Below are 21,767 nucleotides of genomic sequence, written 5' to 3'. Positions count from 1 at the left end.
TGTCGGCCGCGGTAGCGGCCGAGAGTCGGCTGGCACGACGGTGGGCAGACATGGGCCCCGCCCTACGGAACGTTTATTGAAAGAATACTGTAGGGCAGGGCCCGTTTGCCCTGCCGCAAGGAATGGCTGCGTAAAACAAAAAGCCCCCGCCCCGAAGGGCAGGGGATGCGGCGGGCTGTAAAGTGCAGGAGCCTTACGTCTGGGGGGGCTGCTCGGCGGCCAGAACCTCCTGGGTGTCGGCCCCGCACAGGCGGATGAGCTTCTCCGCCAGAATTTTGGAGAACCCCGCGATCAGGGTGCTTTCGATGACCAGCCGGGACACGGCGGCCTCGCCGGGCTGGTCCGGCGTGCGGATATCCTCCGCCGCGTCCTGGACCTGTTGGTTGAAAAACAGGGCAATGTGGCGGAATTTCTCGGAATACTCCTGATAGATGGCCCGGACGTCCTCCTCGGGGATGTCCGCCGGGATGATCTTCTGCACGTCGCTGATGCTGATGCTCTGCTTCATGGTCAGGATCATGATGAGATAGGCGATGTGGACCCGGAAGTATTTCCGCTTTACCGGGGCGGGCATGATCTTCAGCCGCACATAGTTGTTGATGGTGGAGGAGGTGACAAAGCTTTCCTTGCCGCCGGGCATGGCCGGGATGAAGTTCAGATACTGGGCCAGCAGCACTACCACCTGGTCCATATACAGCCCCAGATCGGGGATGGCGTCCCACTCCGGCAGGTGGTAGTCGGTGATGAACCGGTCCCACCGGTCCAGCTTGTGGGCGATCAGCTCTTTGTCATATTGCATACAGCATTCCTCCGGCGTTTCCTTTTTCCATATAATATCAGAATATTTGGTTGGGCGCAAGCAGAAATCGGGAAATAATAGGTTGACTTGCCAGAACTAATATGCTATATTAGGAAAAAAGAGGGATGGAGGTCATAGCCATGCCGGATAAGATTTATATTTACGGAGATTCTCTGCTGAAGGCCACGGTGCCGGACGTGGATTTCCACTATCATTTTCACATCAACGAGGTGATGCAGCGCTACCAGACCAAGCTGGTGGAGGTGGTGAACCGGTCGAAAATGGGGGCCACCATCCGCAAGGGGCTGAGCCTGGTGCGGCATGACCTGGACCGGGGTCTGGAGGCCCGGTATGCCCTGGTGTCCTACGGCGGCAACGACAGCGACTTCGACTGGGCCGCCATTGACGCGGACCCCGAGGCCGACCACCGGCCCAACACGGAGCTGCCGGAGTTTGCCGACACCCTGCATGAGACCCTGGACGCCCTGCGCCAGGGCGGGGTGCAGCCGGTGATGATGACCCTGCCCCCCATTGACGGGGAGCGGTATCTGGACTTCCTGTGCCGGGACAATCTGCGGCGGGACCGCATTCTGGACTGGCTGGGGGAGCCTCAGATGATCTATCGCCACCAGGAGCTGTACGCCGACACGGCGGCGGAGATCGCCCTGCGGGAGAACATCCCCCTGATCCCGGTGCGGCAGACGTTTCTGCGGAACCACCGGCTGTCCCAGCTGATCGCCGCCGACGGCATCCACCTGACCGTGCCGGGGTATGAGCAGCTGTTCGACACCCTGGCGGATTGGGTAAAGAAGAATATATAAGCATCTTGGGCAAAAATCTTGAAAGGAACTGTTTTATCATGATCCAGATCTTTGTGGACTCCGGGGCCAATCTGTCCCCCGAGCTGCGGGAGCAATACAACATCCACCTGCTGCCTATGGCCTTGACCATTGACGATCAGCCGGCCCCGGAGGGGCTGGACGGCCACGAGTATTATGAGGCCCTGCGCTCCGGCGCCGACGTGCGCACCTCCATGGTGAACCCGGACGACGCCCGGAAGGCCTTTGAGCCTTATATCGCCCAGGGAGACGACGTGGTGTATTTCAGCATTTCCGCCGGCATCAGCGGCAGCTGGTGGTCGGCGAAGCTGGCCGGGGACGAGCTGATGGAGCAGTATCCCCAGCGCCGGGTCTGTCCCATCGACAGCATGGGCGCGTCTCTGGGGGCGGGAATCCCGGCCTTGAAGGCGTCCTCCCTGGTGCGCCAGGGCATGGGCCTGGACGAGCTGGTGGAGAAAATGACAGTGTACTGCCAGAATTACTGCCAGTATTTCGCTGTGGACGACCTGAAGTACCTGCGCAAGGGCGGCCGCATCTCCGGTGCGTCGGCGCTGGTGGGCTCCCTGCTGCAGATCAAGCCTATCCTCCGGGGCAACGAGGAGGGCAAGATCGTCCTGTTCGACAAGGCCCGGGGCAAGCTGCGGGCCATCGAGCGGCTGGTGAGCATCTATAAGGAGCGGGCCATCGACCTGGACGACCTGATCGGCATCTCCCACGGGGACTGCCCCGGCGAGGCCCTGCGGCTGGAGACCAAGCTGCGGGAGGCGGGCCATCGGGGGCCCATCCTGCAGGTGCCCCACGAGCCGGTGACCGGCGCCCATGTGGGCCCCGGTATGCTGTCGCTGTATTTCCACGCGGTGGGCAAGTAAAAAAAGAACACAAAACCTCCGCCGGGCGCCGCCCGGCGGAGGTTTTTGCGCATATTCAGGCGTCGGTGCGGCAGACTATGGACAAGAGGTGATTTTTATGACGTCCAGACGCCTGGGCCGGCAGACGGTGGCCCTGCTGCGGCCCCCCAGCGTGGTGTCCTATGCCAACATCGGCGGAAAATTCGAGGCCAACGGCCCCCTGGCGGGGCATTTTGACCTGCTGTGCACGGATTCCTTCTTCGGAAAGGACACCTGGGAGCAGGCGGAGTCCGCCATGCAGCAGGAGGCCCTGACCCGGGCCCTGGAAAAGGGCGGGCTGACCCCGGCGGAATTGGACTACGTCCTGGCCGGGGACCTGCTGAACCAGTGCATCGGCACCGCCTTCGGCCTGCGGGATTTCCAGATTCCGTTTTTCGGCCTGTACGGGGCCTGCTCCACCATGGGGGAGAGCCTGGCCCTGGGGAGCCTGCTGCTCTCCGGCGGCCACGCCCGGACGGCGGCCTGCATGACCAGCTCCCACTACTGCACCGCCGAGCGGCAGTACCGCATGCCGGTGCCCTACGGCAGCCAGCGGACCCCCACCGCCCAGTGGACTGCTACCGCCGCCGGGTGCTGTATCCTGGGGGACCAGGGGGACGGGCCGTATATCACCCATGTGACCTGCGGGAAAATCGTGGACATGGGCATCACCGACGTGAACAACATGGGGGCCGCCATGGCCCCCGCCGCCTATGACACGCTGTCGGCCCTGTTCCGGGAGACGAAAACCGGCCCCGGGGACTATGACCTGATCGTCACCGGGGACCTGGGGGCCCTGGGCCACGCCATCGTCACGGACCTGTTCCGCCGGGACGGGGTGGACCTGTCCCGGAACTATCAGGATTGCGGAATGCTGCTGTACGACCTGGAGAAGCAGGACATGCACGCCGGAGGCTCCGGCTGCGGCTGCTCGGCGGCGGTGCTGAACGGATATCTGCTGGACGGCCTGCGGCGGGGCCGGTGGCGGCGGCTGGTGTTTGCCCCCACCGGGGCCTTATTGAGCCCCACCTCCTCCTTCCAGGGGGAGAGCGTGCCGGGCATCTGCCACGCGGTGGTGTTTTCCGCCGGGAAGGAGGGGGAAACGTGACCTATCTGAACGCGTTTTTGTGCGGCGGACTGCTGTGCGCCGTGGGACAGATCCTCATTGACCGGACCCAGCTGACCCCCGCCCGGATCCTGACGGGCTATGTGGTGGCGGGGGTGCTGTTGCAGGCGGTGGGGCTGTATCAGCCCCTGGTGGACTGGGGCGGCGCCGGAGCCACGGTGCCCCTGACGGGCTTTGGCTATTGCCTGGCCAAGGGGGTGGCGAAAGCCGTGGCGGAAAAGGGACTGCTGGGCGCTCTGACCGGGGGGCTGACGGCCGCCGCCGGGGGCATTGCCGCTGCCGTAGTGTTCGGGGTGCTGGCGGCGCTGATCTTCCGCCCCGGGGACAAGCGGTAAGCGGCTCACCAGGAGGATGGCACGAAAAAAGCCCCCGGCAGGGGGCTTTTTTCTCAGCTTGTCCAAAAAGGGCTTTGCCCTTTTTGGACAGAAGGCTTGCAGTCTGCCGCGCGCATAATTTGTTCGCTGAAAGCGAACAAATTCCACACTTGCAGACTGAGAAGTGTTTTTTGCGACGTACATGCCCAACGGAAGTCCCCTTGGGGGGCGCCGCCGCAAAAAACGGATTGCAGCTTATTTGCCGCCTGCGGGCGGCAAACGCTGCGAGGCTTTTTGCTGTTTATATGCTGCTTTTTATCCGGCGATGGCGCCGAAGGCGGAGACTCCCAGCAGGCTCAGGGCGCCCATAATGCACCCGGCCAGCAGCACGCCGCCCATGCAGGCCAGCACGCTGCGGCGGAAGTCCATATCCAGGAGGCTGGCGGCCAGGGTGCCGGTCCAGGCCCCGGTGCCGGGCAGGGGGATGCCCACAAACAGCAGCAGCGCCCAGAACAGGCCCCGGCCTGCCTTGGCCTGGAGCTTTTCGCCGCCCTTTTTGCCCTTTTCCAGGCAGAAGGTGAAGAATTTGCCGATGACGGGCTTGTCCCGGCCCCACTCCAGCACCTTCCGGGCAAAGAAATAGATCAGCGGCACCGGCAGCATATTGCCCACAATGGCGATGATATACGTCAGCCACAGGGGCAGGCCGAAGCCCACGCCGTAGGGGATGGCGCCCCGCAGCTCGATGATGGGCACCATGGACACCAGAAACACGATGAGACAATGCTTGAACATAAGGGCTCCTTTTGCAGCGTTAAGCCAGTCTAATTGATGGTATAATAACATAGTATACCCCGCCCCGGCGGGATACGCAAGAATTGTTATTTTTTTGCCGAAGGATTTTGTGGAATACACAAAGAATCCGGCGTTTTTTCTCCGCAATTCTCCATTCTTTTGCGGGGTTTTCCATCGACACGGCTCCCCGGAATTTGCTATACTATAGAATAGACATATACTGGGAGGGGAATGCGTATGGGTGCATCCGAGATCATCGGCCTGTTAGGCGGCATCGCGCTGTTTTTATTCGGCATGGCCATCATGGGCGACGGCCTGAAAAAAGTCGCCGGAAGCAAGCTGGAGCTGGTGCTGTATAAGCTGACCAGCACACCGCTGAAGGGGGTTCTGCTGGGCACCGGCGTCACCGCCGTGATCCAGTCCTCCTCCGCCACCTCCGTGATGGTGGTGGGCTTCGTCAACTCCGGCATGATGAAGGTAAACCAGGCCATCGGCATCGTCATGGGCGCCATTCTGGGCACCAGCGTCACCGGGTGGATCCTCTGTCTCAGCAGTCTCAGCGGCGGCAGCGGCTGGGTGACCCTGCTGAGCACCGCCACCCTGACGGGCCTGGTGGCCGTCGTCGGCATCATCCTGCGCATGGCCGCCAAGCGGCCCTCTACCCACCACATCGGGGACATCCTGCTGGGCTTCGCGGTGCTGATGTACGGCATGAGCGCCATGAGCGACGCCGTCTCCCCCCTGCGGGACAGCCAGGTGTTCATCGACGCCCTGACCTCCTTCTCCAACCCCCTGCTGGGCATTCTGGTGGGCCTGCTGTTCACCAGCGTCATCCAGAGCGCCAGTGCCGCCGTGGGTATTCTCCAGGCGCTGGCCGTCACCGGGGCCATCACCTTTGAGATCGCCCTGCCCATCATCATGGGCATCGCCATCGGCGCGGCGGTGCCGGTGCTGCTGTCGGCCCTGGGGGCCAACGTCAGCGGCAAGCGCACGGCCTTTGTGTATCTGCTGATCGATGTGCTGGGCGTGGTGATCTGGGCCACGGTGTTCTATATCGCCAACGCCATCGCCCACTTTGATTTCATGACCATGACCATGACCACCGTGTCCATCGCCCTGATGAACACCCTGTTCCGTCTGGCCACCGTTATCGTTCTGACCCCCCTGATCGGGCTGCTGGAAAAGTGCGTGTGCCTGCTGATCCCCGAGAATCCCGAGAGCATCCGGGAGGAGCAGGAGATGGACCGGCTGGAGGAGCGCTTTCTGCTGCACCCGGCTCTGGCCCTGGAGCAGAGCCGCCAGGTCACCGACGCCATGGCCCGGCGGGCCATGGACAACCTGCTGCGGGCCATGGATCTGGTGCACAAATTCAGCGACAAGGGCTGCCGGGCAGTGGAGGATGCCGAAAACGCCATCGACCGCTACGAGGACCGGCTGGGCACCTATCTGATGAAGATCACCGGCAAGGAGCTGTCCCAGCGGCAAAGCGAGGAGGTGTCCAAGTATCTGCACACCATCTCCGACTTTGAGCGCATTTCCGACCACGCCCTGAACATCTGCGACGCCGCCCGGGAGATCAACGCCAAAAGCGTGGTGTTCTCCCCGGAGGCCGAGCGGGAGCTTCGGACCCTGGAGCAGGCCATCACCGAGATCCTGCACCTGGCCGTCGGGGCCTTCGTCTCCGGCGACCTGGAGGGCGCCTCCCGGGTGGAGCCGCTGGAGGAGATCGTGGACGGCCTGTGCGATGAGATGAAGCTGCACCATGTGGACCGCCTGCAAAAGGGCGTGTGCACCCTGAACCAGGGCTTCATTTTCAACGACCTGCTGACCAACTATGAGCGGGTGGCGGACCACTGCTCCAACATCGCCGTGGCCATGATCGAGCTGGAATCCGACTCCTTCGACACCCATGAGTACCTCAACAGTGTCAAGGCCATGAAGTCCGCCTCCTTCGCCCGGTACTCCGCCGAATATCAGAAGAAATACACCCTGTAACCGGGGCTTATCCTGTTTTTCCCGCCGCGTCTGCGGCGGGAAAAATTTTTTCAAAAAATTTTCGCAAAAAAAGAGGATTCCGAGAATTTTAGGGGTATCTATAGATATCACGGGAATTCCGGCCGGACAGGAGGTGCAGCCATGCCGTTTCCCCAGAGCTTTCTGGACGAGCTGATCGCCCGGAACGATATCGTGGACGTGGTGGGCTCCTATGTGTCCCTGACGCCCAAGGGAGGCAGCTTCTGGGGCTGCTGCCCCTTCCACAACGAAAAGACCCCCTCCTTCCATGTGCTGCCGGACAAGCAGTTTTATCACTGCTTCGGCTGCAAAAAGGGCGGCGGCGTCATCAACTTCGTCATGGACATCGAGAATCTGTCCTATCCCGACGCGGTGCGGTTTCTGGCCAAGCGGGCCAACATCCCGGTGCCGGAGGAGGCCAGCGACGGCACGGAGAAGCTCCGCCGCCGGATGCTGGAGCTGAACCGGGACGCCGCCCGGTGGTACTATCAGACCCTCCAGGCCCCGGAGGGCCAGGCCGTCCGGGACTATCTGGACCGGCGGCAGATCCACCGGAGGATCGCCGTGCGCTTCGGCATGGGGGCCGCGCCGGACAGCTGGGACGCCCTGCTGACCGCCATGACCGCCAGGGGCTATTCCAAGGACGAGCTGATCCGGGCGGGCCTGGCCGTCAGCGGAAAGAACGGGCACATATACGACAAGTTCCGCAACCGGCTGATCCTGCCGGTGATCGACGTGCGGGGCGACGTGGTGGGCTTCGGCAGCCGGGTGCTGGACAAGTCCGAGCCCAAGTATATGAACACCCCCGAAACCCTTACATACAGCAAGCGCCGGGTGCTGTACGGACTGAACCTGGCCAAAAAGACCAAGCGGCCCAATATCATCCTGTGCGAGGGCAACCTGGACGTGGTGACCCTGCACCAGGCGGGGTTCGACAACGCCGTGGCCTCCATGGGCACGGCGCTGACGGTGGAGCAGACCCGGCTGCTGTCCCGGTATACCAAGGAGCTGGTGCTGTGCTACGACAACGATAAGGCGGGGGCACTGGCCACTCAGCGGGCCCTGGAGCTGCTGAACCGGTCGGAGTTCACCGTTCGGGTGCTGCGGCTGCCCAACCGGTTGGTGGACGGGGAATATGTGAAGCAGGACGCCGATGATTTCATCAAATTCCAGGGGCCGGAGGCCTTTGAGCGGCTGCTGTCCGGCAGCGCCAACGGCATCGAGTTCCGGCTGCACGAGATCGCCGGGAAGTATGACCTGCGGGACGATCAGGCCCGGGTGGCCTATGCCCAGGAGGTCAGCGGGGTGCTGTGCACCCTGGAAAACGCCGTGGAGCGAGAGATCTACACCACCCGGGCGGCGGAGGCGGCGGGGCTGACGCCGGAGGCCCTGAAAATGGAGGTGCAGCGGGCCTTCCGCCGCATGGCCGCCAAGGAGAAAAAGACCCGGGAGCGCCGGGAGCTGAACCCGGCGGTGTCCCTGCAGCCACAGGAGCGTGGCCTGCGGTACGACAACCTCCGCAGCGCCCTGGCGGAGGAGGGGGTCATCCGGCTTCTGCTGCTGGACGACAGCCTGTTCGGCGACACGCCGCCGGTTCCGGCGGAGTCGTTCTCCTCGCCGCTGCTGGGCCGGGTATACGCCAGCCTGTGGGAGAGCCACATGGCCGGGCGGCCTTTGAGCATCTCCTCCCTCAGCGGGGAGCTGACCGGCGAGGAGATGAGCCACCTGACCGGGGTGGTGCAGAAGCCGGAATCCCCTGCCGGAGGGGAGCGGGCCCTGGCGGATTACTGCCGGGTCATCCGGGAAGAAGCGCAGAAACGCACCGCCGGGGCGGGAACGGACCCCCTGGCGGCTGCGGCGGAGAAATATAAAAATAAAAAGGGCTATGGAGGAAAGCACAATGACGGATAAAGTTTATACCCAGCAGGAGCTGAAGGAAATGGCGGACCAGCTGCTGGCCGCCGACGACAAGAAGAAGGCCGGAAGGGCCGCCGCCCAGAAGGCCGAGGAAGCAAAGCCCGCGGCGGACAAGGCCCTGGAGGAGAAGCTGGCCAAGTGCCCGGCGGCGGCGCTGCTGGCCGGGAACGAGAAGCTCCGGGAGCTGTTTATCAAGGGCAAGAAGAAGGGCCGCCTGGAGCCGGCGGAGCTGTCCGAGGTGGTGGACCCCCTGGACCTGGACGGCGACCAGATGGACCGCATCTATGACTCCCTGGCGGACCTGGGCATCGACATCGTCACCGAGGATTTCACCAACGACATCCCCGAGGACATGGAGCCTGCCATGGAGGAGATCGCCGAGATCGAGGAGGAGGAGCTGGTCGACCCCAACACCCTGGTGGATAGCTTCAACATCGACGACCCGGTGCGCATGTATCTGAAGGAGATCGGCAAGGTGCCCCTGCTGACCGGCGACCAGGAGGTCCGCCTGGCCACCGCCATGTCCGCCGGGAACGCCGCCAAGGAGCGGCTGGCCCAGGTGGAGGCCGGGGAGCTGACCCTGACCGATGAGGAGCTGGCCCAGGCCAAGGCGGAGCTGAAGGCCGGGGAAAAAGCCAAAAAACAGCTGGTCGAGGCCAACCTGCGTCTGGTGGTGTCCATCGCCAAGCGCTATGTGGGCCGGGGCATGCTGTTCCTGGACCTGATCCAGGAGGGCAACCTGGGCCTGATCAAGGCCGTGGAGAAATTCGACCACACCAAGGGCTATAAATTCTCCACCTATGCCACCTGGTGGATCCGCCAGGCCATCACCCGGGCCATCGCCGACCAGGCCCGCACCATCCGCATCCCCGTCCACATGGTGGAGACCATCAACAAGGTCATCCGGGTGTCCCGGCAGCTGCTGCAGGAGCTGGGCCACGACCCCTCCCCCGAGGAGATCGCCGAGGAGATGAACATGCCCGTGGACAAGGTCCGGGAAATTCTGAAGATCGCCCAGGAGCCGGTGTCCCTGGAGACCCCCATCGGTGAGGAGGAGGACTCCCATCTGGGGGACTTCATCCCCGACGAGGGCGCGTCCGAGCCCAGCGAGGCCGCCAGCTATACCCTGCTGAAGGAGCAGCTGGTGTCCGTGCTCAGCACCCTGACCCCCCGGGAGGAGAAGGTGCTGAAGCTGCGCTTCGGCCTGGAGGACGGCCGCACCCGCACCCTGGAGGAGGTGGGAAAGGAGTTCAACGTCACCCGCGAGCGCATCCGCCAGATCGAGGCCAAGGCCCTGCGGAAGCTCCGTCATCCCTCCCGCAGCAAGAAGCTCAAGGACTTTCTGAACTGAGGTGACGGGCCATGACGCTGGATTTTGACCGCATGCCCTCCCTGGTGCAGCCCCGGTTCAAGGGCGGCCAGGGGGAGGCCGAGACCCGGATCTTTCAGGACGACATGGGGAAGATCCTGCGGCTGACGCTTCAGCCCGGCTCCTCCATCGGTCTGCACACCCATGAGGACAGCTGCGAGATCATGTACTTCCTGTCCGGCACCGGGGTGTGCCTGGACGACGGCGCGGAGGTGCCGGTGGGCCCGGGCCTGTGCCATTACTGCCCCCGGGGTCACAGCCACAGTGTCGTCAACACCGGCACAGAGCCTCTGGTGATCCTGGGCATCGTGCCCAATGCAAAATAAAGCAAAGGGAAAGAGCATATCCATATGAACCTGCAAGAATTTTTCGCGGAAAATCCCCGGGTGGCCATCGCTTTTTCCGGCGGGGTGGACTCGTCCTACCTGCTGTATGCCGCCCTGCACTACGGGGCCCGGGCAAGGGCCTATTATGTAAATTCCGCCTTCCAGCCGGCCTTTGAGCTGGAGGACGCCCGGCGTCTGGCCGGGGAACTGAACGCCGACATGAAGGTCCTGCCGGTGGACGTGCTGGCGTCGGAAACCGTAACGGCCAACCCGCCGGACCGGTGCTACCACTGCAAGCAGATGATCTTCCGCACCATCCTGGCCGCGGCGGAGGCGGACGGCTTCACCGTGCTGCTGGACGGCACCAACGCCTCCGACGACGCCGGAGACCGGCCCGGTATGCGGGCCCTGCGGGAACTGTCGGTGCGCTCTCCCCTGCGGGAGTGCGGCCTGACCAAGCGGGATGTCCGCATGCTGTCCCGGGACGCAGGACTGTTTACCTGGGACAAGCCCGCATACGCCTGCCTGGCCACCCGCATCCCCACCGGACAGCCCATTACGGCTCGGGACCTGGCTGTCACCGAGGCGGCGGAGAGCGATCTGTTCTCCTTGGGCTTCACGGACTTCCGGGTGCGCCTGGTGGGCCGCAGCGCCAAGATTCAGCTGCCCGCCGCCCAGATGCCGGGGCTGCTGGAGCACCGGCAGGAGATTTTGCAGCGCCTGGGGCCGGATTATGACGGCGTATGGCTGGATTTGGAGGGACGAGGATGAACAGCGATACCAGAAAGCTGCTGGAGGCCGTGCAGCAGGGCGCCATGTCCGTGGACGACGCGCTGCTGGCCATCAAGAAGGAGCCCTTTGCCGACATCGGCTATGCAAAAGTGGACATGCATCGGGGCATCCGCCAGGGGGCGGCGGAGGTGATCTACGGCGCGGGAAAAACCGTCGCCCAGATGATCGGCATCGTGGGCGTCATGCGCCAGCACGGCCAGAAAACCATTCTCATCACCCGGCTGTCTCCGGAGTCGGCGGCGGAAATTGCCGCCGTGTATCCCCTGGATTACCGGGCCGAGGCCCGGTGCGGCATCATCGGCGACCTGCCGGAGCCTGACGGCATCGGCCGCATCGTTATCGCTACCGGCGGCACCAGCGATATCCCCGTAGCCGAGGAGGCCGCCCTGACGGCGGAGGTCCACGGCAACGAAGTGCTGCGGCTGTACGATGTGGGGGTGGCGGGCCTGCACCGGACCCTGTACCATATGGACGATATCATGAGCGCTTCGGTGATCATCGCCATTGCCGGCATGGAGGGAGCCTTGGCCAGCGTCATCGGCGGTCTGGCGGACTGCCCGGTGATCGCCGTGCCCACCAGCGTGGGCTACGGCGCGTCCTTCGGCGGCGTGTCGGCTCTGCTGTCCATGCTGAACTCCTGCGCCAGCGGCGTGTCGGTGGTGAACATCGACAACGGCTTCGGCGCGGGGTATCTGGCCAGTATGATCAATCACATGGAGGTGAAAAAATGAGGACCCTGTATCTGGACTGCGGCATGGGCGCTGCCGGGGATATGCTGACGGCGGCCCTGCTGGAGCTGCTGCCCCGGCCGGAGGAGTTTGTGAAGCGGCTCAACGGCCTGGGGATTCCCGGCGTGACCTATCACCGGGAACAGGCGGAAAAGTGCGGCATCACCGGCACTCACATCACCGTGACGGTGGACGGCCACGCAGAGGGCGAGCACGACCACGAGCATGACCATCACCATGAGCATGACCACGAGCACCACCATCACCACAGCGGCATGGAGGAGATCGGCCATCTGATCGGGCACCTGCCGGTGTCGGAAAAGGTGCGGGCGGACATCCGGGCGGTGTACGACAGCATTGCCCAGGCGGAGAGTCACGTCCACGGCGTGCCGGTGACGGACATCCATTTCCATGAAGTGGGCACCATGGACGCCGTGGCGGACGTGACGGCGGTGTGCCTGCTGATGGAGGAGTTGGCGGCGGACCAGGTGATCGCCTCCCCGGTGCATGTGGGCGGCGGCACCGTCCGCTGCGCCCACGGCGTTCTGCCGGTGCCTGCCCCGGCCACGGCATATCTCCTGCGGGATGTGCCCATCTATGGCGGGGCCATCCAGGGGGAGCTGTGTACCCCCACCGGGGCGGCTCTGCTGCGGCATTTTGTCACCCGCTTCGGCGACATGCCGGTGATGACCCTGGAATCCGTGGGCTACGGCATGGGGCGGAAGGACTTCCCCCGGGCCAACTGCCTGCGGGCCATGCTGGGGGAGACGGCGGCGGAGAGCGGCGACGTGGTGGAGCTGGCCTGCAACCTGGACGACATGACCGGCGAGGGCATCGCCTTCGCCATGGAACGGCTGCTGGCCGCCGGGGCACTGGATGTGTACACCTTGCCCATTGGCATGAAAAAATCCAGGCCTGGCGTGATGCTGTGCGTCCTGTGCCGGGAGGAGCAGCGGGAGGACATGGTGCATCTGCTGCTGCGGCACACCACCACCCTGGGCGTCCGGGAGACCCGGCACCGGCGGTATACCCTGTCCCGCAGCCAGGACACCGTGAACTCCCCCTGGGGCCCCGTGGCCCGGAAAACCTCCCAGGGCTGGGGCGTCCGGCGGCAGAAGCCGGAATATGAGGACCTGGCCCGTATTGCCCGGGAGCAGGACCTGACCCTGGACCAGGTCCGGGATGGGCTGAAGTGAAAACAAGAGGACCGGCTGCCGAAGCAGCCGGTCCTTTTTGCGCCTTGATGCGATTATACCAGAACCTGTTAAAAAGCTTTTCAAGCTTTTTAACAGGTTTTGTATGAGACGTCACAGCGTGTTTTCACACGCTGTGCGTGCGCCCGGCGCACGGGATTCTTGATTAAATTTTTGAATCAAGAATCAGTATTAATACCCGAACAGCATGTCCCGGCGAATCTCCGCCAGGTTGTGGGCGCCGCACATGGCCATGGTGTCCGCCAGCTCCGCCTGGAGCTTTTTCACCAGCACGGCGGGGCCCTCCGATCCGCCGCCATAGACCATGGTGACGAAGGGACGGCCAATGAGCACGCCGTCCGCGCCCATGGCCAGGGCCTTGAAGATGTCCGTGCCGTTGCGCAGGCCGCCGTCCACCAGGATGGTCAGCTTGCCGCCCACCGCGTCGGCGATGGCGGGCAGGACCTCCGCCGTGGAGGGACACTGATCCTGGACCCGGCCGCCGTGGTTGGACACCACGATGCCGCTGGCCCCGGCCTCCAGGGCCTTCAGCGCGCCGCGAACGGTCATGATGCCCTTGATGATAAAGGGCTTTTTGGCGTAGTCGATGATCTGCCGCAGCTCCTCCACGGTCTTGCTGCCTGCCGGGGGGGTCAGCCCCTTCAGGAAGGGCAGGCCCGCCGCGTCGATGTCCATGGCCACGGCCATGGGGTCCGCCCGGCGCACGGCGTCCAGCTTGGCAAACACCGTTTCCATGTTCCAGGGCTTCACCGTGGGCACGCCCAGGCCCCCGGCGGCGGTGATGGCGTGCAGAGCGCCCTCCATCACGGCGGGGTTGGTGCCGTCGCCGGTGAAGGCGGCGATGCCCGCCTGGGCGCAGGAGGACACCAGAATGTCATTGTAGGTCAGATCGTCGTATTTATCCCCATAGTGGAGCTTCATGGCCCCCACGGGGGCGGCGAAGATGGGGGCGGCAAACTTCTGCCCGAACAGGGTGAAGGTGGTGTCAATGGGAGCATTTTCGCAGATGGTGTCCATGTTGATGCACACCTCCTGCCACTTCTGATAGTTGCGCAGCATGGTGGCGGCGGTACCCTTGCCGCCGGGGCCGGGCACCTGGGTGCGGCAGGCCATGCCGTTGCATACGGGACATGCCTTGCAGTACGGGCCGCTGCACTCCCGGGCGTTTTTGAGAATTTCGTTGTAATCCATAGGGAAAACCTCCTCAATTGCGTGATATAGCCCTATCATAGCGCACCGGAAACGTTTTTGCAACCGATTTTGTCGGTCCGGGGCGAAAAAAGACCGGTTACAAAAGTATACTAAACGGTAACAAAACCGTTACAATGGTTAAAAATGGTTACAATACACGAAAATCTATTGTTTTTTTGCGGAGTAACTGTATAATACAGTCATGGAGTCCGAACGTTGTCCGTTTGAAAGGAGAGAACCATGAACTCGAAAAGACGATTTTTCAGCATATGCACGGCCCTGTGCCTGGTACTTCTGCTTCTGGCGGGATGCGCCGCCAAGCCCCAGCCCGCCGATGTTGACACGGACCAGCCGGACCCGGTTCGGGGGGTGGGCCTTCCGGAGGCGGGCGAGTGGACGGTGCCGCTGCTGACGGTCTATCGCCTGGACGGCGGCGAGGACAATCGGGTGCAGATGCTGTACACCGGCCAGTGGGATCTGCAGAAGGGCTGCATCACCACCGGTGAGCTTTATGAAACGAAGCATTGGGCGCCCTTGACGCCCCGGAGCCTGCCGGAGGAGTGGCAGCCGCAGTTCATCGACCAGTACGATGGCTCGTTCGCCTGTACCAAGGACGGCGAGACTCTGCGGGAGACGCCGCCGGAGGGCGGCGGCAACGTGTTCCGGATGGCTCTGGATGGGGACACGGTGGTGGCCGTCTACTATCAGTCTGTGGCGGATCAGAGCGGCCTGGTGACGGGAGTAGTCGTCTCCGTGGCCCGGTATCCCCTGGGACACCCGGAACAGGCGGAGTGGAGCCATATGGACGTGGGGCCGGAGCACGTCTCCGAGGTGTCCACCCAGCAGCCGGTCTATCTGGACGGCAAGGTGTATATGGCGGGGCATGAGACGGTGCTGGCCTTTGACCCGGTGACCCAGGAGGTCACGGAGCCTCTGGACATTGCCCGGCTGGATACCCTCTGGCCGGAGGGAAAGCCCACCGACCCGGAGTTCGGTTATGTGGGCGTCGCCATTGCGGGATGCTATGACGATGTGCTGATCGTCAACCGGATCCTCTATGCAGGGGACAGCTATCACGGCATGGACGCCGTGTATAAGGGCGGCGTGCTGGCAGGGGTGATGGAATACCGCTCGGAGTCCCCGGAGCAGCTGTATCTCTATGACGGCGGCCTGCGCCAGGTGGGGACCTTCACCCCCCTGAGCCAGAATGGCCTGGAATTTTTCACCAACAAGTACCCCATGCGGTTCTGATACTGATTCTTGATAAAGATTTTAATCAAGAATCCCGTGCGCTGCGCGCACGCACAGCGTGTGAAAACACGCTGTGACGTCCCATACAAAACCTGACGCACCTTCGGTGCTATAAAAAGCTTTTCAAGCTTTTTAACAGGTTTTGGTATGATATAAATAACCCCCCCGCCCGGCCCTGCGGCAAGCAGAGTCGGGCGGGGCAGCTTTTCAAAAAAGCCTCGCAGAGTTTGCCGCCCGCAGGCGGCAAATCAAATGCAATCCATTTTCGCCCGGGGCGTGTACCTGGGCGAAAATTCTTCTCAGTCTGCAAGTGTGGAATTGGTTCGCCCATGGCGAACCAATTATGCGCGCGGCAGACTGCAAGCCTTTTGTCCAAAAAGGGCAAAGCCCTTTTTGGACAGTCTCCCCCCGCTCGGCCCTGCGGCAAGCAGAGTCGGGCGGGGGCGTATTTTATTCCGGTGTCTGTTCCGGCTCCTCCTCCGTGATGGTGGGGATGAAGGCCCGGGCCAGCTTGCCCCGGCCCCGGTGCTTGATATAGAAATATCCGATGGTGCTGAACACCACGGCTCCCACGAAGTTCACGAACAGGTCCTCCATGGTGTCATACAGGCCGATGTCCAGGTATCCGTCAAAGCCCAGGTCCTGGCCGTTGACGGCCACGGAGTGGATGCCGTCAATGGTGACGGGGATGTTGCTGTTGGTGGGGTCCAGCATCACGGAGGTGACGGACTGGATCACGGTGTCCTTCTGCATGTCCATGTGGAACAGCCGGTCCATGCCGAACTCGAAAAACTCCCACATGACGCCAACGGTCATGGAGAAGCAGAAGGCTGCCAGGGCCACATACACCGGCGAAAGCTGGAATTTGATGCGGCTGTTGCGGTTGAGGATGTCAATCAAGGCGAAGCCCGTGGCGGCGCACAGGAACCCCGTGGTGGTGTGGAGCATGGAGTCCCAGTAGGGATAGGTGATGAAATAGCACCCCAGCTCCCCCAGGATCTCCGCCGCGAAGATGAACAGCAGAATGATGATCTCCAGGGCGGAGGGCAGCTCGATGCCGAAGTTCTGCTGGATGAAGAAGGGCAGCATAAACAGCACCAGCACCAGCAGGCAGATGAAGGCGCTCTCATACTCCCGCCGGAGGATAGAGGACACCAGAACGGCGATGACGATCAGACGCAGCACCAGGTATACGGCGAACACCGCCGGGCGGCGGCGGATGATGGGCCCCAGGTCCCGGAGCTTGCGGCGGGGCGGCTTGGGTTCGTGCTTCATAAAATGATTCCTTCCTCGTGCATTTCTTCTTGCATAGTGGGATGAATTGTAACATATTCCAGGAGAAAATGCAACAAATAACGCAAAATAACGCATCGGAGGGCCCGCCTGTCGGCGGACCCTCCGGATAACCATGATGCTTTTACAGGTTTGGCTCCATCAGGAGAACCAGCCCAGGCCGAAGAAGCTGTCCAGCTGACCGGCCAGAATCAGGATCATGATGATGGGGGTGATATACTTCACGCACACGTTGAAGAATGCCTTGCTCTTGAAGCGGTTGCCCTCCAGGCAACACTCGTCGTCCACGATCTGGGGACCCAGCTCCCAGCCGATGCAGATGCACATCAGCAGAGCGCCCAGGGGCATCAGGATACCCTCGGCCACGCAGTCGAAGAAGTCCAGCCAGCAGTCGCTCCAGCCGCTGGCCTCGATATTCAGCAGGGTGGCGGGGGCAATGCCGTTTTCGCCCAGGCCGTCCAGGCACACCAGCACGCACAGGACACCGGCAGCGATGGCAGCCAGGATGGAATAAGGCTTGCGCTTGTCGCCCTTACCGGCGTCGCGGGCATCATCCACGAAGTGGGCCACGATGACCTCCAGCAGGGAGATGGAGGAGGAGATGGCGGCAAAGACCACCAGCAGGTAGAACAGGATGCCGAAGATGGGGCCGATGGAGCCCATCTTGTCGAACACGTTCTGCATGGTGATGAACAGCAGCTTGGGGCCGCCCACGGCGCCTGCGGCGTCCAGGGCGAAGCGGCTGGGCATCACGGCCAGACCGGCCATCAGGGCGATCAGGGTGTCGCACACCACGATGACCAGGGCGTTCTTCTCCACGTTCTGCTTCTTGTCCAGATAGGAACCGTAGGTGATCATGATGCCCATGCCCAGAGACAGGGAGAAGAACATCTGACCGCCGGCGGTGGCGAGGATGCTGATGAAGTTGGGGATCTCGGTGACGTGCTTGACCACGGGCACACCGGCAACGGCGCCGACCATGGCCCCGTCCACCAGAGCCTTGGCGGGCTCATAGTAACCGGTGCTGGTGACATAGCCCGGCTGGAACATATACTTCAGGCCGTCCAGGGCACTGCTGTGGATCACCTGCTGCACGGTGCTGCCGTCGGCCTGCAGAACGGCCACGGTGAAGTCGTTGCCGCCCAGGGTGCAGGCCCGGATGATGCAGATCACCAGCAGGATGAACAGGGCGGGCATACCCACGGAACAGACCTTCTCAATGCCGTTGCTGACGCCGCACATGACAATGAGCAGGGTGATGAGCACGAAGATCAGACCATAGATCACGGACTCGCCCTGGTTGGTCAGCAGGCCGCCGAACACCTCTGCGCCGCCCAGGCCGCCGGTGCCGAAGCCGGCGTTGAAGAGGTTGCCCAGGTTCACGGTGACATACTTGATGCAGTAGCCGCCCAGAGCGCAGTAGAACGACAGGATCAGGAAGGGTGCGATGATACCCAGCCAGCCCAGCCACTTGAAGCGCTTGGTGAGGATCTTATAGGTGCTGATGACGCCGCGGCCGGTCTTGCGGCCCAGGGCCAGCTCACCCACCATGACGATGAAGCCGCACAGTGCCGCCAGGATCAGATAGATGACCAGGAACGTGAAGCCGCCGTTGGCGCCCATCTTGTTGGGGAAGCCCCAGATGTTGCCAAGGCCCACTGCCGATCCCACGGCAGCCATCAGGAACCCGAATGTGGTTCCAAAGCCTTTTCTTTCTTCCATTGAATTCTCTCCTTTTCTTTTTCCTCCTCCGCCCCGGCGGGGCGGGAGCCGGCGCAGGCCGTGCCGGCGGCATGCGTCTATTGGACATATTCAAAGTATACAGAGTTTCGGCCAATTGCACAATTGACAATTTTAATAAACTTTTAACGTCAATTTCTGCAATTTTAACATTATGTGAACTTATTCACATTCTCTTTTTATGCACATTTTGCAATATGCCGAAATATTTGCCGGAAACCTACCTACCAACCCGCTCGCTTTTCTTTCATTGGACCCGGTGCTTTGTGAATAATTAAACGGCATTGTGTCAAATTTCACAAAAGTGCTGTTTTTCCGGTTTCTCTATGGGTTTTGCCTGATAAATTTTGTAACCATCTAAATTTTTTTGTATTTATTTTCATTTTTTTGCTGTTAGCGATTTACAACGCTGCAGAATTATGGTAAAATAACGCCTATGGAACAAAAACCCGGAGGGGCCTCCTGCGCCCCGGCCCCCCGGAAAGAAAGGGTGACTGCCTTGGCAAACGTATGCGCAGTTAAAATGGAGAATATCACCAAGCGCTTCGGCAAGGTAACGGCCAACAAGGACGTTACGCTGGAGCTGTATAAGGGTGAGATCCTGTCCCTGCTGGGTGAAAACGGCAGCGGCAAGACCACCTTGATGAATATGCTCTCCGGCATCTATTTCCCCGACGAGGGACAGATCTACATCGACGGTCAGCCTGTGACCATCGCCTCCCCCAAGGACGCCTTCGCCCTGGGAATCGGCATGATCCACCAGCACTTCAAGCTGGTGGACGTGTTCACCGCCACGGAAAACATCATCCTGGGTATGCCCGGGAAGCTGAACCTGGCCGAGGCCCGGAAGAAGGTCAAGGAGATCTGCGACCGGTACGGCTTCGACATTGACCCGGATCAGAAGATCTATGACATGTCCGTGTCCCAGAAGCAGACGGTGGAGATCGTGAAGGTCCTGTACCGCGGGGCCAACATCCTGATCCTGGACGAGCCCACCGCCGTGCTGACCCCCCAGGAGACCGACAAGCTGTTCGCCGTCATGCGCAACATGAAGAACGACGGCAAGTCCCTGATCATCATCACCCACAAGCTCCACGAGGTGCTGGACGTGTCCGACCGGGTGGCGGTGCTGCGCAAGGGCGAGTATATCGGCTGCGTGCAGACCAAGGACGCCAACCAGCAGTCCCTGACGGACATGATGGTGGGCCACGCCGTCACCCTGAACATCGACCGCCCCACCCCCGTGAACGTGAAGCCCCGGCTGGACATCAAGGGCCTGACGGTCTTTGACGAGATGGGCGTCAAGCGCCTGGACGACGTGACCTTCACCGTCAACGCCGGCGAGGTGCTGGGCATTGCCGGTATCGCCGGCTCCGGCCAGCGGGAGCTGCTGGAGTCCATTGCGGGCCTGTATCCTGTGGCCTCCGGCTCCGTCACCTATTATAATCCCGATAATGACCAGCCCAAGGAGCTGGTGGGCCTGAGCCCCATGGCCATCCGCAAGAGCGGCATCGCCATGTCCTTCGTCCCGGAGGACCGCCTGGGTATGGGCCTGGTGGGCTCCATGGGCATGACCGGCAACATGATGCTGCGCTCCTGGCGGAAGGGCGGCGGCATCTTCCTGGACCGCAAGGACCCCGAGGCCCTGGCCAACCGCATCTGGCAGGAGCTGGAGGTGGTGACCCCCAGCACCAGCTTCCCCGTGCGCCGCATGTCCGGCGGCAACGTGCAGAAGGTCCTGGTGGGCCGCGAGATCGCCCAGCAGCCCGCCGTGCTGATGACGGCCTACGCCGTCCGCGGCCTGGACATCAACACCTCCTATACCATTTATAATCTGCTGACCGAGCAGAAGATGAAGGGCGTGGCCGTGGTGTATGTGGGCGAGGATCTGGACGTGCTGCTGGAGCTGTGCGACCGGATCGTGGTTCTGTGCGGCGGTCAGGTCTCCGGCGTGGTAGATGCCCGGACCACTGACAAGCACCAGGTCGGCGCGCTGATGACGCTGGTGAACAAAGGAGGCAAAGCGGATGAATAAGAAATCCCTGTTCCACATTTCCAAGCGGGACACCCTGCCGTGGTACACCAACGTGGCCATCCGGGGCGGCGCCATCATCCTGGCGCTGGTGGTGTGCGCACTGGTCACCACCATCCTCACCGGCGAAAATCCCCTGAGCATTTACGGCACCATCCTCAAGGGCGCCTTCGGCACCGCCCGCAAGAGCTGGACCACCTGGGAAAACGTGGCCATTCTGCTGGGCATCTCCCTGGCGGTGACCCCCGCCTTCAAGATGCGCTTCTGGAACATCGGCGCCGAGGGCCAGGTCCTCATCGGCTGTCTGGCCTCCACCACCTGCATGATCTGCCTGGGCGGCAAGATGCCCAACTGGCTGCTGCTGGTGGTCATGACCGTCGCGTCCCTGGCCGCAGGCGCTCTGTGGGGCTTCCTGCCCGGCTTCTTCAAGGCCAAGTGGAACACCAACGAGACGCTGTTCACCCTGATGATGAACTATATCGCCACCCAGCTGGTGGCCTACTTCATCATCATCTGGGAGGTTCCCAAGGGCTCCGGCAAGATCGGCATCATCAACCAGGACACCCAGGCCGGCTGGCTGCCCACCATCGGCAACCAGAAGTACCTGCTGGCCATTCTGGTGGTGGCCATTCTCACGGGCCTGATGTACATCTATCTGAACTACAGCAAGCACGGCTATGAGATCGCCGTGGTGGGCGAAAGCCGCCGCACCGCCAGCTATGCCGGCATCAAGGTGGACCGGGTCATCATCCGGACCATGGCCCTGTCCGGCGCCCTGTGCGGCCTGATCGGCCTGCTGCTGACCTCCAGCACCGACCACACCATGACCACCACCATCGTGGACGGCCGGGGCTTCACCGCCGTCATGGTGTCCTGGATGGCCAAGTTCAACCCCGTTATCATGATCTTCGTGTCCCTGCTGCTGGTGGTCCTCAGCCGCGGCGCCAGCGAGATCTCCACGGCCTTCGGCCTGAACCGCTCCTTCTCCGATATCCTGACGGGCATCATCCTGTTCTTCATCATCGGCTGCGAGTTCTTCATCAACTACAAGGTCCAGTTCCGTTCTTCCGGAAAGAAGGAGGCGTGAGAAAATGAATTTTGATATTGTATCCTTCATCCCCCGCGCGGTCATGCAGGGTAT

19 protein-coding genes are annotated in these 21,767 nt (G+C 62.2%); 14 read left to right on the top strand and 5 right to left on the bottom strand.

Annotation, left to right across the window (positions count from 1 at the left end; translation table 11 throughout):
- Positions 1-193 precede the first annotated feature (193 nt).
- Positions 194-799: a DUF1836 domain-containing protein gene (locus LKD37_RS13410; RefSeq protein WP_302929658.1), complete on the bottom strand. Its 606-nt coding sequence runs from the start codon at positions 797-799 to the stop codon at positions 194-196.
- Between the two features lie 140 nt (positions 800-939).
- Here LKD37_RS13410 and LKD37_RS13405 point away from each other — a divergent pair, with 140 nt between their 5' ends.
- The 4 genes from LKD37_RS13405 (at position 940) to spoVAE (ending at position 3,986) form a co-directional block, all read left to right on the top strand.
- Entirely contained in the window at positions 940-1,620 is a 681-nt protein-coding gene (locus LKD37_RS13405) for an SGNH/GDSL hydrolase family protein (protein WP_302929657.1), read from the top strand.
- 38 nt (positions 1,621-1,658) lie between these two features.
- Positions 1,659-2,507: a DegV family protein gene (locus LKD37_RS13400; protein ID WP_302929656.1), complete on the top strand. Its 849-nt coding sequence runs from the start codon at positions 1,659-1,661 to the stop codon at positions 2,505-2,507.
- Between the two features lie 97 nt (positions 2,508-2,604).
- The gene (gene spoVAD / locus LKD37_RS13395; RefSeq protein ID WP_302929655.1) at positions 2,605-3,633 is read left to right on the top strand and encodes a stage V sporulation protein AD; all 1,029 of its coding nucleotides are present in this window, start codon (positions 2,605-2,607) and stop codon (positions 3,631-3,633) included.
- Positions 3,630-3,986, top strand: a complete 357-nt coding sequence (spoVAE, locus tag LKD37_RS13390) for a stage V sporulation protein AE (RefSeq protein ID WP_302929654.1) — start codon at positions 3,630-3,632, stop codon at positions 3,984-3,986. Before spoVAD ends, spoVAE begins: the two co-directional genes overlap by 4 nt.
- Positions 3,987-4,280: 294 nt before the next feature.
- On the opposite strand, the gene LKD37_RS13385 is transcribed toward spoVAE, so the two are convergent.
- The gene (locus tag LKD37_RS13385) at positions 4,281-4,760 is read right to left on the bottom strand and encodes a COG2426 family protein (RefSeq protein WP_302929653.1); all 480 of its coding nucleotides are present in this window, start codon (positions 4,758-4,760) and stop codon (positions 4,281-4,283) included.
- 237 nt (positions 4,761-4,997) lie between these two features.
- Between LKD37_RS13385 and LKD37_RS13380 the strand changes: the two genes are divergently transcribed.
- The 7 genes from LKD37_RS13380 (at position 4,998) to larC (ending at position 13,101) form a co-directional block, all read left to right on the top strand.
- A complete protein-coding gene (locus LKD37_RS13380; RefSeq protein ID WP_302929652.1) occupies positions 4,998-6,755 on the top strand; it encodes a Na/Pi cotransporter family protein in 1,758 nt (585 codons plus the stop codon).
- Positions 6,756-6,896: 141 nt separating this feature from the next.
- Positions 6,897-8,684, top strand: a complete 1,788-nt coding sequence (gene dnaG / locus LKD37_RS13375) for a DNA primase (protein WP_302929651.1) — start codon at positions 6,897-6,899, stop codon at positions 8,682-8,684.
- Positions 8,674-10,041, top strand: coding sequence for an RNA polymerase sigma factor RpoD (rpoD, locus tag LKD37_RS13370; RefSeq protein ID WP_302929650.1), 1,368 nt, complete (start codon positions 8,674-8,676; stop codon positions 10,039-10,041). Before dnaG ends, rpoD begins: the two co-directional genes overlap by 11 nt.
- 11 nt (positions 10,042-10,052) lie before the next feature.
- On the top strand, positions 10,053-10,385 hold the full coding sequence (locus tag LKD37_RS13365) for a cupin domain-containing protein (RefSeq protein WP_302929649.1): 333 nt from the start codon (positions 10,053-10,055) through the stop codon (positions 10,383-10,385).
- 24 nt (positions 10,386-10,409) lie between these two features.
- The gene (gene larE / locus LKD37_RS13360; protein ID WP_302929648.1) at positions 10,410-11,156 is read left to right on the top strand and encodes an ATP-dependent sacrificial sulfur transferase LarE; all 747 of its coding nucleotides are present in this window, start codon (positions 10,410-10,412) and stop codon (positions 11,154-11,156) included.
- The gene (larB, locus tag LKD37_RS13355) at positions 11,153-11,908 is read left to right on the top strand and encodes a nickel pincer cofactor biosynthesis protein LarB (RefSeq protein WP_302929647.1); all 756 of its coding nucleotides are present in this window, start codon (positions 11,153-11,155) and stop codon (positions 11,906-11,908) included. Before larE ends, larB begins: the two co-directional genes overlap by 4 nt.
- Positions 11,905-13,101, top strand: a complete 1,197-nt coding sequence (gene larC, locus LKD37_RS13350) for a nickel pincer cofactor biosynthesis protein LarC (RefSeq protein WP_302929646.1) — start codon at positions 11,905-11,907, stop codon at positions 13,099-13,101. Before larB ends, larC begins: the two co-directional genes overlap by 4 nt.
- A 189-nt stretch (positions 13,102-13,290) precedes the next feature.
- Here the strand turns inward: larC and LKD37_RS13345 are convergent, their stop codons facing one another.
- The gene (locus tag LKD37_RS13345; RefSeq protein WP_302929645.1) at positions 13,291-14,310 is read right to left on the bottom strand and encodes an alpha-hydroxy-acid oxidizing protein; all 1,020 of its coding nucleotides are present in this window, start codon (positions 14,308-14,310) and stop codon (positions 13,291-13,293) included.
- 240 nt (positions 14,311-14,550) lie between these two features.
- Between LKD37_RS13345 and LKD37_RS13340 the strand changes: the two genes are divergently transcribed.
- A complete protein-coding gene (locus tag LKD37_RS13340) occupies positions 14,551-15,561 on the top strand; it encodes a hypothetical protein (protein ID WP_302929644.1) in 1,011 nt (336 codons plus the stop codon).
- A 450-nt stretch (positions 15,562-16,011) separates the two neighbouring features.
- On the opposite strand, the gene LKD37_RS13335 is transcribed toward LKD37_RS13340, so the two are convergent.
- Positions 16,012-16,836 carry a DUF2238 domain-containing protein gene (locus tag LKD37_RS13335; RefSeq protein ID WP_302929643.1) on the bottom strand — a complete coding sequence of 275 codons (825 nt, stop codon included), beginning with the start codon at positions 16,834-16,836 and terminating at the stop codon, positions 16,012-16,014.
- 159 nt (positions 16,837-16,995) lie between these two features.
- Positions 16,996-18,576, bottom strand: a complete 1,581-nt coding sequence (locus LKD37_RS13330) for a sodium-dependent transporter (RefSeq protein WP_302929642.1) — start codon at positions 18,574-18,576, stop codon at positions 16,996-16,998.
- A 541-nt stretch (positions 18,577-19,117) separates the two neighbouring features.
- Here LKD37_RS13330 and LKD37_RS13325 point away from each other — a divergent pair.
- Both LKD37_RS13325 and LKD37_RS13320 read left to right on the top strand, forming a co-directional pair.
- Positions 19,118-20,629 carry an ABC transporter ATP-binding protein gene (locus LKD37_RS13325; protein WP_349048794.1) on the top strand — a complete coding sequence of 504 codons (1,512 nt, stop codon included), beginning with the start codon at positions 19,118-19,120 and terminating at the stop codon, positions 20,627-20,629.
- Positions 20,622-21,713 carry an ABC transporter permease gene (locus LKD37_RS13320; protein WP_302929640.1) on the top strand — a complete coding sequence of 364 codons (1,092 nt, stop codon included), beginning with the start codon at positions 20,622-20,624 and terminating at the stop codon, positions 21,711-21,713. Before LKD37_RS13325 ends, LKD37_RS13320 begins: the two co-directional genes overlap by 8 nt.
- The last annotated feature ends 54 nt before the right edge of the window (positions 21,714-21,767 follow it).

The sequence above is a fragment of the Brotocaccenecus cirricatena genome (genome assembly GCF_020687045.1).
GTDB classification, from domain to species: Bacteria; Bacillota; Clostridia; order Oscillospirales; family Oscillospiraceae; genus Vescimonas; species Vescimonas cirricatena.
This window is presented reverse-complemented; position numbering and strand designations above follow the sequence as displayed.